Raw genomic sequence first — 15,616 nt, forward strand, 5'->3', positions numbered from 1 at the left:
CATATTTTAAGATCTTAGTATTTTAAGTGCAATCAAACCAACCGTTATTTTTTGAAAATTAAAATTTATTAAAAGGAGCTTATCTCAATGACAAATACTATTCAATCATCTAAACCATTAAATCTTTGGAAGTTTATCGAAGAGCATAAAGATCAATTAAAACCACCCGTAAACAATAAAGTGGTATGGAAAGACTCAGAATTGATGTTTATGGTTTTGGGAGGACCCAATAAACGCCGTGACTTCCACGTAGATCCTTCTGAAGAGATCTTTTATCAATTAAAAGGTGATTGCTATGTTGAAATCATTAATGAAGAAGGCAAACGTGAAGTTGTAACGGTGAAAGAAGGAGAAGTGTATTTACTTCCTCCAAACGTTCCGCATTCTCCACACCGTGTAGCAGACACAATCGGTATTGTTATCGAGCGAAACAGAAGTGAAGGGGAGTTAGAAGACTTTGTATGGTTCTGTGATGAATGTGATGCGGAAATGCATCGTGTGAAAGTTCAGCTAACTAATATTGAAGTTCAAGTAAAAGAAGCCATTCATGAGTTCAACAGCAGCTTAGAATTACGCACATGTAAAAAGTGTAATCATGTTATGGCACCGGAAGCGAGTGAATGGAAATGCGAATAGATTTTCACACACATATCATTCCGGAAAGTTTCCCTGATTTTGCTCAAAAATATGGCGGTGAACGCTGGCCCGTGCTGGAACGTACATGTACATGCGGCGCATCGATTATGGTGGGAGGGAAAAATTTCAGAGACGTAACGGACCAAGTATGGAGCCCTGAAAAACGTATAGCGGACATGGATAAAGAAGGCGTAGATATTCAAGTGTTATCTCCTATCCCTGTTACTTTTTCTTATTGGGCTCAGCCTGAACATGCATTAGAAATGGCTAAAATCCAAAATGATTTTATTGCAGAAACAGTTGCTACGTACCCTGATCGCTTTGTTGGTTTAGGGACGGTTCCTATGCAAGACGGACCTACGGCTGTTAAAGAAATGGAACGGTGCATGAATGAATTAAAACTGCATGGAATTGAAATTGGGACAAACGTCAATGGTCAAAATTTAGACCATCCGTCTTTCATTGAGTTTTTTCAAATGGCTGAAAGGTGGGAAGTGCCCATTTTCATTCACCCGTGGGAAACGTTAGGCCGTGATCGAATGCCAAACCATAACTTTATGTATACCGTAGGAATGCCAAGTGAAACAGCACTAGCGGCTGCCACTCTTCTATGGAGCGGCATTATGGAAAAATTCCCTAAATTAAAAGTCTGTTTTGCACATGGAGGAGGATCTTTCCCTTATATTCTTCCTAGATTAGATAAAGGGTGGGAAGTGTGGCCGCATCTTAGACTGACAACATATCCTCCTAGTTACTATGCAAAGCAATTTTATTTTGATTCGTTAAACTACGATCCACTAAATATAAAGTACATGATTGAACGGTTTGGACATGAAAAAATCTTTATGGGGTCGGATTATCCATTTTTACTGCGTGAAGTTGTTCCGGGAAAAGTTCTGGATGAAACGCTGGATTTAACTGAACAACAAAGATTAGATATGTTAGGTGGAAATGCCGCGAAGTTTTTAAACATCGGGCAAGAGAAAAGGAGTGACATTTATGCCGACAGTACAAACACCAGAGAATAGATTACAAGAACTTGGCTTAACGCTGTCAAAGGTTCGTCCATCAGTAGGAAACTACGTCAGCTGTGTACGAACAGGTAATTTATTGTTTACTGCTGGCCAAGGGGTAGATCAATATCACGGCAAGTTAGGCAAGGATTTAACAATTGAAGAGGGATATAAGGCGGCTCAGCAATCCATGCTGAATGTATTGAGTGCGGTAAGTTACGAGTTAGAAGGGTTAAGCAAAGTGAAGCGTGTCGTTAAAATTCTTGGTTTTGTAAATAGTACGGAGGACTTTACGGACCAGCCTAAAGTAATGGATGGTGCTTCAGACTTACTCGTAAAAGTATTTGGGGATAAAGGGAAACACGGCCGTTCAGCTGTAGGAATGGCTCAGCTCCCGAATAACACAGCTGTAGAAATTGAAATGATTTTAGAGATTGAGGATGAGGAGGATATCCGATGAGTAAAGAGGCAGTTATTGAAAAAATGACGGTAAAAGATGCAAAGCTTTTTATTAATGGAGAATACGTAGATGCTCTATCCGGTCAAACCTTTGATACCTTTAATCCAGCAACGAATGAGAAATTAGCTTCTGTAGCTAATGGCGGCACAGAAGATGCAAAGCGCGCTATCGACGCAGCTCAACGTGCATTTGAAAGCGGTATTTGGAGCAAGATGCCTGTTGAAGAGCGCTCTGCCATCCTTTGTAAAATGGCTGACTTAATTATGGAAAAGGTAGATGAACTAGCTTATTTAGAAACGCTAGATGTAGGAAAACCTATTAAAGAAAGTCGAGAGTTTGATATTCCACGAGCAGCTCAAAACTTCCGTTTCTTTGCTGAAATGGCTAAATATATGGTGCATGAGCATTACGAAAAGCATAATGTCATGTCCTATGCCAAGTATTCACCAGCGGGAGTTACAAGCCTCATTATCCCTTGGAATCTACCTTTTATGCAGATGACATGGAAAGCTTCGGCTGCTTTGGCATCTGGCAATACAGTGGTTATTAAGCCCGCTTCTTATACACCGTTAAGTGCAGTAATGCTTGGAGAAATCGCTAACGAGGCTGGATTGCCTCCTGGTGTATTGAATATTATTACAGGTCCGGGGAATACGGTAGGGACTACTATGTCTACTCACCCGTCCGTTCGCCGTATTTCATTTGTAGGGGAAAGTAATACAGGAAAAACGGTCATGCGAAATGCAGCAGAAAACCTGATTCCTGTTTCGCTAGAGCTTGGAGGCAAATCAGCCAATATTGTATTTGAAGATGCGGATTTGGATGAAGCAGTAAAAGGATCTATCGAAGCAATCTACCGAAATCAAGGAGAGATATGCTTAGCAGGTTCTCGTTTACTTGTACAAGAAAGTATTTATAAGCAGTTTCTTGAAAAGTTCACAGCAGCGGTAAGAAATATTAAAGTAGGCGATCCTCTGAGTGAAGAGACAAACATGGGAGCACTTGTATCACAAAGTCACTTCGAAACGGTCGATGAATATGTCCGAATTGGTTTGGCGGAAGGGGCTAAGCTGGCATGCGGAGGAAAAAGAGTAGAAGGTTTAGAAACAGGAAACTTTTATGAGCCGACTGTTCTTTACGACGTAGATAACAAAATGCGTGTAGCTCAAGAAGAAATTTTTGGACCTGTACTTGTTGTTATTCCATTTAAAACAGAAGAGGAAGCAATTCAAATTGCCAATGATTCTATTTATGGATTAGCAGGAGTCGTTTGGACAAACGATTTACGAAGAGCACAACGCGTTGCTTCTGGAGTTACTGCTGGGTTACTTTGGATCAACTGCTGGTATATTCGTGATTTAAGAACGCCATTTGGCGGAGCAAAAGCAAGTGGAATTGGTCGTGAAGGCGGCCGGCACAGCTTTGAATTTTATACAGAAGCTAAAACAATTACGATGAAACTTTAACTCTATAAAAGAGGTGATTAACGGATGCGTACGCTTATTAGTGAGCTTGCAGAAGAACTTTTAGAAGCAGAAAAGACGAATCAGCCAATTTCTCCTATTACAGAACGACATGCTGCTTTATCAGTAGCTGATTCTTACCATATTCAATTAGAAATTGTAAAGAGAAAGCTGGAAGAAGGAAAAAAGATTATTGGTAAAAAAGTTGGTCTAACCAGTAAAGCCATGCAAGATATGTTAGGAGTTAGTGAGCCTGATTATGGACACTTATTTGATGATATGAAAGTAACGGATAATGAAACAATCAACATTCATTCAATGGTGGCGCCAAAAATTGAAGCGGAAATCGGATTTATTCTAGAAGAAGATTTAAAAGGTCCAAACGTTACCTATATAGATGTCTTAATGGCAACGAAATATGTGGTGCCGACCATCGAAGTCATTGATAGTCGCATTGCCGATTGGAAAATCAAATTAGTCGATACGGTTGCAGACAATGGCTCTTCTGCCAAAGTAGTGGTAGGGAATAAATATTCCACAATTGAACAAGCCGATTTACGTACGACTAGTATGCTTCTCTATAAAAATAAAGAGCTTGTTGCAACAGGAGCTGGGGCAGCTGCCCTTGGGCATCCGGCACATGCGGTTGCATGGCTTGCAAATAAGCTATCTGATTTCGATATTTGTCTAAAAGCCGGCGAATTAATCTTACCAGGGGCTCTATCTGCAGCAGTACCAGTTGCGAGCGGGGATGCAGTAAAAGCAGAATTCGGCTCTCTTTGTTCAGTATCCGTACGTTTTGAATAATACCGGAAAGAAGGTGAAGAGTAGTGGAAAAAGTGAAAGCCGCAATTATTGGCTCAGGAAATATTGGGACCGATTTGATGTATAAGCTTCAGCGCAGCGAATTTATCGAGTTAACAGCTGTTCTTGGAATTGATCCGGATTCAGATGGTCTAAAAAGAGCGAGAGAAGCAGGATATCAAACATACAGCAATGGAATAAAAGCCCTTGCTGAAAATCCAGATCTAGCAGAAATTGTGTTTGATGCTACATCGGCTAAGGCTCACGTTAGACATGCAAAGATTTTAAAAGACTTAGGAAAAATGGTTATCGACTTAACTCCTGCTGCCAAAGGACCTTTCGTGTGTCCTCCTGTTAATCTCGGAGAAAATCTTGAATCAGAAAATGTAAACATGATTACATGCGGCGGTCAAGCGACGATTCCTATCATCTATGCAATCAACCAAGTTGCAGATGTAACATATGGAGAAATTGTGGCTACTATTTCTAGCCTAAGTGCTGGACCAGGAACAAGAGCAAATATTGATGAGTTTACTGTTACCACAAGAAAAGCTATTGAAAAAGTAGGAGGTGCAGACTGCGGAAAAGCTATTATTCTCTTAAATCCGGCTGATCCACCTATCTTAATGCGCGATACAATTTATTGTAAAGTAAAAAATATGAATAAGGAAGCTATTCAAAAGGCTATCAAGGATATGGTCAAAAAAGTACAAGAATATGTACCAGGCTATAATTTAAAGCAAGAAGCATTATTTGATAGTGATCAAGTAACAGTCTTTTTAGAGGTAACTGGAGCCGGAGATTATTTTCCTTCTTATGCTGGTAACTTAGATATTATGACGGCTGCTGCAGCGAAGGTTGCGGAAGATTATGCGCGCTATAAACTCGAAGAGAGTCTATATGGAGGAATAAAGAAAGAGAGGGCTATGACGAATGAAACGTAACAGTGATAAGCCTATTAAGATTACAGAGGTCAGCCTCCGGGATGGAAGTCATGTAGTCAAGCATCAATTCACAGAAGCACAAGTAAAAAGTGTAGCGAAAGCGCTGGACGATGCAGGGATGCACTATATCGAAGTTAGTCATGGAGACGGGTTAGGAGGCTCGACTCTGCAATACGGAAAGTCTCTCGTTGACGAAATGAAATTAATTGAGGCTGCGGTAGAAGAAGTGAAACAAGCCACCGTTGCTGTTCTTTTAATTCCGGGAATTGGAACGGTACATGAGCTGAAGCAAGCAAATAGTCTTGGGGCAGGCTTAGTCCGGGTAGCTACACATGTGACGGAAGCAGATGTTTCTGCTCAGCACATTGAATATGCTCGAAAGCTAGGGATGGAAACTTTCGGTTTTCTAATGATGGCCCATTCAGCACCCGTAGAAAAGCTTGTGGAGCAAGCAAAGCTAATGGAAAGCTATGGGGCACAAGGAGTGTACATAACTGATTCAGCAGGAGCTCTTTTGCCTCATGAAGTTCGTGAACGTGTTAGAGCACTTCGTCAATCTCTTCAAGTTGAAGTTGGTTTTCACGCTCATAATAATCTTTCGTTAGCTGTTGCAAATACGCTTGCTGCTATTGAAGAAGGCGCCACGAGAATAGACGGAAGTGTTCGTTGTTTAGGAGCCGGCGCAGGTAACACTCAAACTGAAGCACTAATAGCCGTGTTAAACCGTTTAGGAATAGATGTCGGTATTGATTTGTATAAAATAATGGATCTGGCTGAAGAAGTAGTAGGACCTATCCTGCCAAGCTCTCAAGAGATTCGAAAAGGCAGCCTCGCAATGGGTTATGCAGGCGTGTATTCTAGTTTCTTACTTCATGCAGAGCGTGCTGCAAAGCGTTTTAATTTGGATTCACGTGATATTTTACTTGAACTTGGTAAAAGAAAAGCAGTCGGCGGTCAAGAAGATATGATTCTAGACGTGGCTGCTGAGTTAGCTCAAAGAAAGGTGGAAATGTGATCATGCCTTTAACGAAAAGCGGAAATTTAGAAATCGTTGACTATCTGTTATCTGCAGAAAGAGAAGGATATGAAGTAACAAAAGTGACGGAACGCTACCCTGATTTGACAATTGATGACGCTTACAGCTTGCAAAAACAATTGATCCAACGAAAAGTACAAGACGGTGTAAAACGAGTAGGTGTAAAGCTTGGTTTAACAAGTAAGGCTAAGCAGGAAATGATGGGGGTACATGAAGCAATTTATGGATACTTAACAAGCGACATGCTGGGACTTGAATGGGAACCTATAGTATTTAATCAGCTGATCCACCCAAAAGCTGAGCCTGAAATTGCTTTTTTAATGGGGGAAGACCTCTGTGGAACCAACTTAACTGAAGAAGATGTTTTAAAAGCAGTAAAATATGTTGCACCAGCTCTTGAAATTATCGACAGCCGTTACTTGGATTTTAAATTTACTCTTCCTGATGTAGTAGCTGATAACTGTTCGTCTTCACGTTTTGTTGTAGGGAGCAATTGGATCAAGCCTGACCAAGTGAATCTAGCTAATATCGGAATGGTGATGTCTAAAAACGGAGAGGTTGCTACGGTAGGCGCGGGTGCTGCCGTATTAGGACATCCTGCTAAAGCTGTCGCCTGGGCGGTTAATAAACTAGGTGAACATAAAGAAGGGTTGAAAAAAGGGGATATCGTATTAACTGGAGCGGTATCTGAAGCCATTTCTTTTAGACCAGGTGATAGTATCCATGCACAGTTTGCTGAATTAGGCAGCGTATCATTCAGCTGCAGCTAACTAGAATTTTTTAATAATCTTTCATCTGAATATAAAGACCCTTTGTTGTATAGAAAACTTTAAGGGAAGTCGATAGTATGCCGATTGTACAAGTTCACCTTTTGGAAGGAAGAGAAGAAAAAGACATTAAAAACATGTTAGTAGAAGTAACCGAAGCACTTTCTAACAGTCTTCACGTTGAAAAGGAGAGAATAAGGATCATTGTCAACGAGGTTCCATCTTCGCACTGGGGAATTGCAGGAGTATCAAGGAAAGAAATAGATATGAATAAGAAGAAATAAGGTGAAAAAATTTGATTAGCTATAATAAAAGAGCGGTATATTTATATACCGCTCTTTTTTTGTATACAACGGAAACTATCTAAGGAAAAAGAATCGCTCTTTTAATAGTAGCTTTAAGTTAGTCGGTTTTTTTCAGCAGCGCGCGCACAGGACTTCCATCAGCTTCAGCTAAAGGAAGGGGAGCTGCGATTAGTTCATAGTCCCCCGAAGGAATTTTATCTAGTACAACACCTTCTAAAATGTGAATTTTATGGTATGCAAGTTCATGGTGAGCCGCTAGTTCTTTACTATCGAGTGGATCTACTGAAGGCAGATCAATTCCTAATAGGCGAATTCCAAGCTTAGCAAGGTAAGGAGCTAAGCTTGGTTCAATATAAGGAATGGTTTCAGGGAAAACACTTCGATCTTGCCACGCGTCTGTTCGAATCAATAAGCGTGTAACACCTTTTAAATCAAAATCGGACAATTCATTTATTCCAATGCTTTTATTAGCTGGAATATGGACAACTTTTGTACGTCCAATATATAAATCTAAGGCCAAATCTATAACCTTTTTTCCATTATTATCAAAATGAAAAGGTGCATCGATATGAGTACCGGTATGGATACTCATTGTTATTTTTCCAACATTTACAGAACCGGTCTCTTCTTTACTCCAATTCACTTCATAAGAAAAGGGAGTATCACCAGGCCATCCTGCTATTTTTTTGTCTAGAGGCTGTGAAATATCAATCCATCTGCTCATTCTTATTACCTCTCTATCTTTTTATAGAAATGTTTATAACTTAGTTCGCAGGCTCCATAATTCTGGGAAAAAGTGCTGATCCAGAGCTCTCTTTAAGTAATTCACTCCAGAAGATCCTCCTGTACCTTGTTTGTTTCCAATAATTCTTTCTACTGTACTCATATGACTAAATCGCCACATTTGCTGTTGATTTCCGATATCAACTAATTTTTCTGCTAATTCGTATAAGTCCCAATACTGATCAACGTTCCGGTATACGGTAAGCCACGCATCCTCTACGGTGGCATTCGGTTCGTAAGGCTGTGAACAATCTCTTTGCAAGACTTCTTCATCTATTGGTAATCCGCGTTTCATAAGAGCGTGAATAGCAGCATCATAGATACTAGGCTCATGAAGAGCCGTTTGCATTTTTTGATACAAATCCGTGTCATGCTGGTAAACAGAGAGTGTATGGACATTTTTATTTCCTAAAGCAAATTCTATTAGGCGATTTTGATAGGATTGAAATCCGGAAGATTGACCTAATTTATCTCTAAATTCCATGTACTCTGCTGGTGTCAGCGTAGAGAGAACACTCCAAGATTGAATTAGCTGCTGCTGAATTCTTGAAACACGTGATAACATTTTAAATGAAGGTTCCAGGTTATTAGCACGGATGCACTGAATAGCAGCTGTTACCTCATGTAGAATTAGTTTCATCCATAGTTCACTAGCCTGATGGATGACAATAAACAGCATTTCATCATGGTGATTAGAAAGTCTATGCTGACTAGATAATATTTTATCAAGGTACAGGTAGTCTCCATAAGACATAGATTTCTGAAAGTCGGTTTGAAGTTCTTTCTCTAGTTCAACTGCATTTGGTGCCTTGTTATTTGTAGTTTTCATTTTGTATCCCCCTTGTTTTTATGTAAAATAACTTGAACTTGAACGTTAACGTAATTCCTCTAATTCTTCTTTTAAGCTGCTATTAGCCATATCTTCTACAAAGTGATGGTTAACTTTTCTTTTCTTAGAGATAAAATAAGCAATGGATAAGAATGCTAACCAAGGAATTCCAAATTGAAGCATAATTTTAAAATCTGTAAACCAGGTGGTAATCATCAAACCGAGTAATAAGATGGCTCCTAAAATCGTAAAATAGGGGAAGCCAAGCATCCTTACCGGTAATTTTCTTCCACCAGATTTCTCCCATTTTTTTCGGAAGTAGAGGTGAGAAACAAATATCATAAGCCATGTGAACATAGCTCCGAACATTGAAATACCCATCATAAAGGCATACGAAGAGCTTGGGAGCAGTCCATTAACTGCTGCCGCAAGAAAAATGCCCAAGGTTGATACAGCAAGGGCCCATAGCGGTACACCTTTTTTGCTTAGTCTCCCTAAAAAAGCTGGTGCATGTTTACTTTGAGAGAGGGAGAACATCATACGTGTAGAAGCATATAACTGACTGTTCATAGCTGATAAAGCAGCCGTTAAAATAATAAAATTCATAATTCCAGAGGCAGCGGGGATATTCAGAATTTCCATTACTTTCACAAATGGACTTTTATCAACTTGAGCTGACTTCCATGGAACAATCATTAACATGATGCCTATAGTCAAAACGTAAAAAGTAGTTAAACGAAACACAGTTGCTTTTAAAGCCTTCGGAACGGCTATATCAGGCTCTTTTGCTTCTCCAGCTGTAACTGCAATCATTTCGGTTCCTAAGAAACTAAAGAGGGAAATAAAGACAGCTACCCACATTCCCCACCACCCAAAAGGAAGGAATCCACCATCATTTACAAAATTACCTGTACCCATATTAGGGCGTGCATCTGTTCCAAACAGAACATAGGATCCTAAAAGAATAAAGCCCACAATTGCACTAATTTTTATCATAGAAAACCAATACTCAAAAGTAGCAAACGTATTAACACTAGTTGCGTTTACATAGATTAGTATAGTAGCAAACACTAAAATCCAGACAATACCCGGAACGCTTGGAAACCAGTACTTCATATACACGGCTATTGCACTTACTTCTACTCCAACGGCGAGAACGTTGGCTATCCAATATGAATAGCGAACCAAAAAGCCTGCCAGGGGATGTACATATTTTTCAGAAATTGTTCCAAACGATCCAGAAGTAGGGTGGGCCACTGTCATTTCTGCCAAACACCCCATTAAAAGTAATACAACAAAAGCCCCTAAGGCATAACTAACCAATACACTAGGTCCAGCTGTTTGAATCGCAAGTCCACTGCCTAAGAACAGTCCAGTTCCAATTGCACAGCCCATCGAAATCATTGTCAATTGACTTGTTTTTAGATTTCGTTTTAATCCCTTTTCTGCGTCATCTTTGTTTGGCAATTGAGTATTGTGGGTTTTCATATTTCATCTCCTTCATAGTTTCAAAATAATGGTTTGGCTGCATAACTACGTCAAATAGCTTCCTTAAGATTTAGAAAGCGCTTACTTTTCTTGTTAAAAAAACAAGCAGTTTAGCTTTTACGCCACTACTTCACGTTCATTTTTAAATTTTTCATATTCTTTATCGTTCATAATTTTTTTCAAAGTTTGTACTACTTCCCAAACTTCTGTATAAGAAGTGTAAAGAGCAACAGGAGCAAGGCGAATAATATTCGGAGCGCGAAAATCTGGAATGATACCATTCTCTTTTAATGCTTTACAAATGCGCGCTGCTTCCTTATGTTCAAGACTTACGTGCCCTCCGCGCTTTTTATCTTCTCTAGGGCTTCCAAGGGTAAAATTGAAGTCACTCAGCTCTTTTTCTAATAAATACATTAAATAATGATTGATTTTAAGAGATTTAGCTCGAATACTATCTATACCAGCCTCAGTGAAAATTTCTAGCGATCCAATTAAAGGAGCAAGACTTAAAACATGGGGTGTTCCAATTTGATAAGCACCGGCTGAATCAGCAGGTGTTAATGTGTGCTCCATATCAAACTGCTTTTCTTTTTTTGAACTAAACCAGCCTGCTAAACCAGGTGCTGTTCCAAAATGTTTTTTATTTACATATAAACCGCCTACACAGCCAGGTCCACCGTTTAAGTGCTTGTAATTACACCAATATGCAAAGTCAACATCCCATTTACTGAAGGAGTGAGGAATTGCTCCAATAGAGTGGCAGCCATCAAATCCAATTAAAATTCCACGCTTGTGTGCTTCAGCCGTCAATCGTTCCATATCTAATATTTGGCCGCTGCGATAGAGTACAGTCGGTAAGATAATTAAAGCAATCTCATCGGTCATAGCCTCAATAATGTCATCTTCTTCTAAAAAACGGCCATCGCGGCTTTTTACACGTATAAGGTGAGTATCTGGATTGTATCCATGGGTTCGCAGCTGACTTTGAAGCGCATAAATATCAGATGGGAAGGTCAGTTCATCAGCTAAAATCTTTGTGCGCGTTCCTTTTGGGTTGTAGAAAGTAGCTACAAGCTGATGAAGGTTAACTGTTGTCGAACCGGTTACAATGACTTCTTCGCTAGAAGCCCCAACTAACGGCGCGCTCATTTCACCTAATTTTTCGGACAAGGAGAACCATGGGTGTTTCCCCTGAGTCCATCCATCAATTCCTTGTTCTTTCCAATCATTTAACACTTCTATAAGTCTGCGTTCAGCTCTTTTAGAAAGGAGCCCCAATGAGTTTCCATCCATATATATGGAATCAGGTTTTAAATAAAATTCGTCACGAAAACTTGAAAGTGAGTCTTCTTGATCCAACTGTTTGGCATACTCTAATGTGGGTTTAAAGGTATTTAATTGCATAATTTTCCTCCTCTGCATTACTTAATATGTATCCTAGAAGAATCGTAACAAAGAATATGACACAGTGTCAATAATATAATTTTGAAAATTAAAAAAATAATTTTTGTAATAAATTCTCTTTATTTCTTTTCGTTTTGTGAAAACTTCTATATCCTAGAGAGTAAAACGGATAGGGAGGAAGGAACCTTAATGAATGAAAATAACGTTGAAGATAAACGGCATTTACGTTCAATAAAGACTCGACAAAAATTATTAGAAGCTGCAAGAGAAGTATTTATACAAGAAGGTTTTCACAAAGCAACTATCACTCAAATAATAAAAAAGGCAAGGGTTGGGTATGGTACTGCATACGTTCATTTCGAAGGAAAAGAAGACTTTTTAGTTATATTAATGGAGAATGTTATGGAGAAATTTTATGAAATTGCCGAGGCTGCATTTTTACCCGCATCTGTAAATGAAGCAGAAGAAATGATTCATAAACAAACGAACGAGTTTTTAAAAATGGCTGAAGATGAACAAAAAATGCTGCAAGTGTTTGAGCAGGCTATTGGTATTTCTCCTCTCGTTTCAGAGAAATGGAAAAACATTCGGGAAAAGTTTATTCAACGAATTTCAGAAGACATTGCCTATGCGCAGCGCAATGGATTAGCACGTAAAGATGTACATAACGGGCTAGTAGCAAGAGGGTGGTTTTTCACTAATGAAATGTACCTTTGGGAAATTGTTCGTAATGAATATGAGCATCCTGTAGAACAAATTGCTAAGAATATCGCATCAATTTATATTAAAGGACTCTATTTATAATTTTGGTGCGTAAATTGAATTTGTTTGAAACAAGTATATAGTAGCCCATTAATATTCAACTTTATAAAGCTAATCCAAATAGTTGATGAATGAATTTGACTTGATTTTGAATAGAGGGTTCCAAAAAAATATTCCCTCATTACTTAACGATTAACTAATGTGAGATACTTTCTTTTTTATTTGAATTCTGTTTTCATAATAGAATTCAAATTCCCTTTAGCTTGGTGCCTCTTTTTTACATAAGTCTTCTTCAATCTATAAAAGAAACCTCAGTTCAAGTCATACATTTGAACTGAGGTTTCTTATTATCCTCGAAAGGTTAAATTTATTTTTTATTTACTTGGCGTCCACTTTTTTTCTGGCTTTGGGAACTTGTGTTGCCAGTTTGAAATTCATTTCCTAATTCAACATCATTTCTTTTATCTTGCTTCTCTACTTGCTCTCTTGTCTGATTCTTTTTCTGCATCCCTTGTTTTGACATTACTTATCTCATCTCGCTTTCATCTAGTATTGTTTTTAATATGTGCAACTATAAGAAAAAACATATAAATTAAATAAATAATTTGTTAGTTGCTTCTGAATTGAAGCCCTATTTGTCACTAGGCTAACTAACCCCAGCATATAAAAAAGCGAGCACACCTTACCTAATGCAGTAATTTTTCTTTTTTAGTTTTAGGGTGGAGGGACAAGCTTTATGGGATTAATTTGATTTTGGAATAATTGAGAATAGGATCGCAAAAAGGACACATAATTAGTAAAACAATTACTGTTGTTTAATATGTCAAGAGATGAAGATTTTACTCATTTTTGGAGGAAGTTGTAATGGAGAATGATCAAACGTTGAAAAATGCGATGAATGAATGGGCACGTGTAACTGAGGATCCACAAATGTTAGTGACTTATGAAGTAAACCAAGAATTCCAAGTAGATGAAACATTGACATTAAAAAAAGCTGAAAAGCAAGGGGAAAAAAGAGCTATTAAGAGAGTAGCATTAAGCATGCTACAAAAAGGTATGGATAATCAAACAATATCTGAATTAACGGAGCTTACAGATGAAGAGATTGAACAGATTCGTAAATAACGAATGTAAACCGAGGATATGAAGAAATAGATCCAAAACAAAATTTTATTTTATCACGATAAAAAAAGGGCTACCCCAAAATAGGAAAGAGGTAGCTTGCTCTACTCAAGCTAAAAATTGAATACATTGGTTGAGTTAAAACAACTACATTATTTTAACATGTATAAAATTTTTAGTAAAACGCTATCATTTCCAGTTTTATTAACTAATTTCCTCTGCTAAAATGGAATCATAGGGATGAAGAGAGAAGGGTAGATGAGGCATATGAGTACGAGTCTATTGCTAACTTTAGGGGTTATATTTTTGGCAACAATAGCTATAGCCATTTTAATTAAGATTCCAGAAGAAGATTAAACTGAATTAATAAAATAAAAAGCTATCTCAAATTATGAACGAGATAGCTTTTTTACTGCTTTATGTCCCATCTGAAAAATTAAATTGATTTTATATAGAGGAATTAAATACATAAAAATTAATTAAAAACAAATACTTTCATTGTCATAAATAAAAAGGAGGCTAGATAAAGATGGATGCACAAAGAGCACAAGAAATTGCTGATTCAGTGGATATGGCCAATGTAATATATAATGGGAAAAGTATTTACATTGAGCATGTAGACCAGCAAAATGGAATAGCTACAATTCATAACCTGGATGAACCAAATAATAAGCAAAGTGTTTCTATATCTGAACTAGCAGAACAATAATTTACTCTTAAAATAAAAAAGCCGCTTTATTTAGGCTTTTTTATTTTTCTGTTATTTTTATCGAGAGAGGATGAGAAGAAAAAATAACCACATCAGAAAAGTGTGGTTAGATCAAGGTTGTATAAAAATCTAATCATAATGAACTTCACTTTTAAGTGGATGACTCAATATAATGAAACGCGACTCCTTATAACTTCCATCTTTCAAAGAAATCCCTTCCCAACAAAAGTAAATCAATCAAATAAAACATTGAGGTTTAGGAGTCATTTTTTCGTTTATGTTGACTTCTGCGAAATTTTATTGTAGGATAATCTATATCATCAATAAACACATTAAATACTTATCCTACGATGCACGTTATGCCCTATTTGTTTTGAACCGTACTGTTTATTTGGGGTTCCTACATCTGTTGACTGATGCCATGCCTGTCTTTGAAACAGGATCGCTAGAACGTTAATATGCGGAAACCCACCTGCGAGATCGCGGGTTCACAAAACAGATAGGGAGGACGACATAGGTGGGAATCCCTTAACTATACATACCGTGCTAGACGGGGAGATGGCGGTGCCCTGTAACCTGCAATCCGCCTTAGCAGGGTTTAATTCCTAACAGAGGTATGAGTCAGGTAAGGTCTGACTTGGACAAGTGGTGTTGACAACTAGGTCCTGCACAACAGAAACCTATGAACATGGTCAGGTCCGGAAGGAAGCAGCCATAAGTAGATTCTTCTGTGTGTTGCAGCACAACCCGGTCGAGCTAACTGTACAAGTAACGCTTATTTGATCATGTCAATGACGGGTGCACGGTGTTTTTACTTAGCAATTTTTATTTAGTGTTAAGAAAACTATCTTTAATAGGTCTGGTGGCGATAGCAGAGAGGTCACACCCGTTCCCATATCGAACACGGAAGTTAAGTTCTCTAGCGCCAATGGTAATGGGGACTTTGTCCTCGTGAGAGTAGGACGTTGTCAGGCAAAAAAACAGCCCATCATATCAATGATGGGCTGTTTTTTTGTATATTAATTTCGTTTAAATTGATTTCTGCGAAATTAAATGTTATGTTTTACGTAATTTATTAGTATATGTAGGAG

Annotated in this window: 17 protein-coding genes, 1 rRNA gene and 2 other RNA genes; 15 read left to right on the forward strand and 5 right to left on the reverse strand. The window is 38.2% G+C overall.

Translation table 11 applies throughout. From position 1 onward, the window contains the following. The first annotated feature begins 87 nt into the window (after positions 1–87). The 9 genes from SB717_RS25575 to SB717_RS25615 all read left to right on the forward strand — a co-directional run bounded on the left by SB717_RS25575 (position 88) and on the right by SB717_RS25615 (position 7,407). Entirely contained in the window at positions 88–636 is a 549-nt protein-coding gene (locus SB717_RS25575) for a 3-hydroxyanthranilate 3,4-dioxygenase (protein WP_028414764.1), read from the forward strand. Then, positions 621–1,664, forward strand: coding sequence for an amidohydrolase family protein (locus tag SB717_RS25580; RefSeq protein WP_410905301.1), 1,044 nt, complete (start codon positions 621–623; stop codon positions 1,662–1,664). Before SB717_RS25575 ends, SB717_RS25580 begins: the two co-directional genes overlap by 16 nt. Next, a complete protein-coding gene (locus SB717_RS25585; protein WP_074679518.1) occupies positions 1,636–2,109 on the forward strand; it encodes a RidA family protein in 474 nt (157 codons plus the stop codon). The genes SB717_RS25580 and SB717_RS25585 overlap by 29 nt, the downstream gene beginning before the upstream one ends. Next, positions 2,106–3,575: an aldehyde dehydrogenase gene (locus tag SB717_RS25590; RefSeq protein WP_098621673.1), complete on the forward strand. Its 1,470-nt coding sequence runs from the start codon at positions 2,106–2,108 to the stop codon at positions 3,573–3,575. Before SB717_RS25585 ends, SB717_RS25590 begins: the two co-directional genes overlap by 4 nt. 24 nt (positions 3,576–3,599) lie before the next feature. After that, a complete protein-coding gene (locus SB717_RS25595; RefSeq protein WP_410905303.1) occupies positions 3,600–4,379 on the forward strand; it encodes a 2-keto-4-pentenoate hydratase in 780 nt (259 codons plus the stop codon). Positions 4,380–4,402: 23 nt separating this feature from the next. Further along, complete coding sequence (locus tag SB717_RS25600; RefSeq protein WP_410905305.1) at positions 4,403–5,320, forward strand: acetaldehyde dehydrogenase (acetylating); 918 nt, start codon at positions 4,403–4,405, stop codon at positions 5,318–5,320. Beyond that, positions 5,310–6,335 carry a 4-hydroxy-2-oxovalerate aldolase gene (dmpG, locus tag SB717_RS25605; protein WP_098621676.1) on the forward strand — a complete coding sequence of 342 codons (1,026 nt, stop codon included), beginning with the start codon at positions 5,310–5,312 and terminating at the stop codon, positions 6,333–6,335. The genes SB717_RS25600 and dmpG overlap by 11 nt, the downstream gene beginning before the upstream one ends. A gap of 2 nt (positions 6,336–6,337) precedes the next feature. Further along, complete coding sequence (locus tag SB717_RS25610; RefSeq protein WP_074679529.1) at positions 6,338–7,126, forward strand: 2-keto-4-pentenoate hydratase; 789 nt, start codon at positions 6,338–6,340, stop codon at positions 7,124–7,126. A 77-nt stretch (positions 7,127–7,203) separates the two neighbouring features. Further along, the gene (locus SB717_RS25615; RefSeq protein WP_029714227.1) at positions 7,204–7,407 is read left to right on the forward strand and encodes a 4-oxalocrotonate tautomerase; all 204 of its coding nucleotides are present in this window, start codon (positions 7,204–7,206) and stop codon (positions 7,405–7,407) included. Positions 7,408–7,525: 118 nt separating this feature from the next. On the opposite strand, the gene kynB is transcribed toward SB717_RS25615, so the two are convergent. From kynB to kynU, 4 genes are all read right to left on the reverse strand, one after another. Next, complete coding sequence (kynB, locus tag SB717_RS25620) at positions 7,526–8,152, reverse strand: arylformamidase (protein WP_410905308.1); 627 nt, start codon at positions 8,150–8,152, stop codon at positions 7,526–7,528. 33 nt (positions 8,153–8,185) lie between these two features. Continuing rightward, complete coding sequence (kynA, locus tag SB717_RS25625; protein WP_410905310.1) at positions 8,186–9,040, reverse strand: tryptophan 2,3-dioxygenase; 855 nt, start codon at positions 9,038–9,040, stop codon at positions 8,186–8,188. Positions 9,041–9,085: 45 nt separating this feature from the next. Then, positions 9,086–10,528, reverse strand: coding sequence for an amino acid permease (locus SB717_RS25630; RefSeq protein ID WP_074679534.1), 1,443 nt, complete (start codon positions 10,526–10,528; stop codon positions 9,086–9,088). A 117-nt stretch (positions 10,529–10,645) separates the two neighbouring features. Then, positions 10,646–11,932 carry a kynureninase gene (gene kynU, locus SB717_RS25635; RefSeq protein WP_410905312.1) on the reverse strand — a complete coding sequence of 429 codons (1,287 nt, stop codon included), beginning with the start codon at positions 11,930–11,932 and terminating at the stop codon, positions 10,646–10,648. 189 nt (positions 11,933–12,121) lie between these two features. On the opposite strand from kynU, the gene SB717_RS25640 reads away from it, so the two are divergent. Then, positions 12,122–12,736, forward strand: coding sequence for a TetR/AcrR family transcriptional regulator (locus SB717_RS25640; RefSeq protein ID WP_410905314.1), 615 nt, complete (start codon positions 12,122–12,124; stop codon positions 12,734–12,736). A gap of 325 nt (positions 12,737–13,061) precedes the next feature. Here SB717_RS25640 and SB717_RS25645 read toward each other — a convergent pair whose 3' ends face one another. Then, positions 13,062–13,217, reverse strand: coding sequence for a hypothetical protein (locus SB717_RS25645; RefSeq protein ID WP_169746697.1), 156 nt, complete (start codon positions 13,215–13,217; stop codon positions 13,062–13,064). A gap of 341 nt (positions 13,218–13,558) precedes the next feature. Between SB717_RS25645 and SB717_RS25650 the strand changes: the two genes are divergently transcribed. The 5 genes from SB717_RS25650 to rrf all read left to right on the forward strand — a co-directional run bounded on the left by SB717_RS25650 (position 13,559) and on the right by rrf (position 15,499). Then, entirely contained in the window at positions 13,559–13,819 is a 261-nt protein-coding gene (locus tag SB717_RS25650; RefSeq protein ID WP_029714235.1) for a hypothetical protein, read from the forward strand. Positions 13,820–14,345: 526 nt separating this feature from the next. Beyond that, positions 14,346–14,525 carry a small acid-soluble spore protein H gene (locus tag SB717_RS25655; protein ID WP_029714236.1) on the forward strand — a complete coding sequence of 60 codons (180 nt, stop codon included), beginning with the start codon at positions 14,346–14,348 and terminating at the stop codon, positions 14,523–14,525. Positions 14,526–14,864: 339 nt separating this feature from the next. Continuing rightward, a non-coding RNA gene (gene ssrS / locus SB717_RS25660) (6S RNA) lies at positions 14,865–15,053 on the forward strand. 13 nt (positions 15,054–15,066) lie between these two features. Continuing rightward, positions 15,067–15,331: signal recognition particle sRNA large type (gene ffs, locus SB717_RS25665), an RNA gene on the forward strand. A 52-nt stretch (positions 15,332–15,383) separates the two neighbouring features. Beyond that, positions 15,384–15,499 (forward strand): 5S ribosomal RNA (gene rrf, locus SB717_RS25670). The last annotated feature ends 117 nt before the right edge of the window (positions 15,500–15,616 follow it).

The organism is Priestia sp. SIMBA_032, from assembly GCF_046535215.1.
GTDB lineage: Bacteria > Bacillota > Bacilli > Bacillales > Bacillaceae_H > Priestia > Priestia aryabhattai.

Coding starts and splice junctions, on each gene's coding strand:
- SB717_RS25575 (WP_028414764.1), top strand. CDS start 88: ATGACAAATACTATTCAATCATCTAAACCATTAAATCTTTGGAAGTTT.
- SB717_RS25580 (WP_410905301.1), top strand. CDS start 621: ATGGAAATGCGAATAGATTTTCACACACATATCATTCCGGAAAGTTTC.
- SB717_RS25585 (WP_074679518.1), top strand. CDS start 1,636: ATGCCGACAGTACAAACACCAGAGAATAGATTACAAGAACTTGGCTTA.
- SB717_RS25590 (WP_098621673.1), top strand. CDS start 2,106: ATGAGTAAAGAGGCAGTTATTGAAAAAATGACGGTAAAAGATGCAAAG.
- SB717_RS25595 (WP_410905303.1), top strand. CDS start 3,600: ATGCGTACGCTTATTAGTGAGCTTGCAGAAGAACTTTTAGAAGCAGAA.
- dmpG (WP_098621676.1), top strand. CDS start 5,310: ATGAAACGTAACAGTGATAAGCCTATTAAGATTACAGAGGTCAGCCTC.
- SB717_RS25610 (WP_074679529.1), top strand. CDS start 6,338: ATGCCTTTAACGAAAAGCGGAAATTTAGAAATCGTTGACTATCTGTTA.
- SB717_RS25615 (WP_029714227.1), top strand. CDS start 7,204: ATGCCGATTGTACAAGTTCACCTTTTGGAAGGAAGAGAAGAAAAAGAC.
- kynB (WP_410905308.1), bottom strand. CDS start 8,152: ATGAGCAGATGGATTGATATTTCACAGCCTCTAGACAAAAAAATAGCA.
- kynA (WP_410905310.1), bottom strand. CDS start 9,040: ATGAAAACTACAAATAACAAGGCACCAAATGCAGTTGAACTAGAGAAA.
- SB717_RS25630 (WP_074679534.1), bottom strand. CDS start 10,528: ATGAAAACCCACAATACTCAATTGCCAAACAAAGATGACGCAGAAAAG.
- kynU (WP_410905312.1), bottom strand. CDS start 11,932: ATGCAATTAAATACCTTTAAACCCACATTAGAGTATGCCAAACAGTTG.
- SB717_RS25640 (WP_410905314.1), top strand. CDS start 12,122: ATGAATGAAAATAACGTTGAAGATAAACGGCATTTACGTTCAATAAAG.
- SB717_RS25645 (WP_169746697.1), bottom strand. CDS start 13,217: ATGTCAAAACAAGGGATGCAGAAAAAGAATCAGACAAGAGAGCAAGTA.
- SB717_RS25650 (WP_029714235.1), top strand. CDS start 13,559: ATGGAGAATGATCAAACGTTGAAAAATGCGATGAATGAATGGGCACGT.
- SB717_RS25655 (WP_029714236.1), top strand. CDS start 14,346: ATGGATGCACAAAGAGCACAAGAAATTGCTGATTCAGTGGATATGGCC.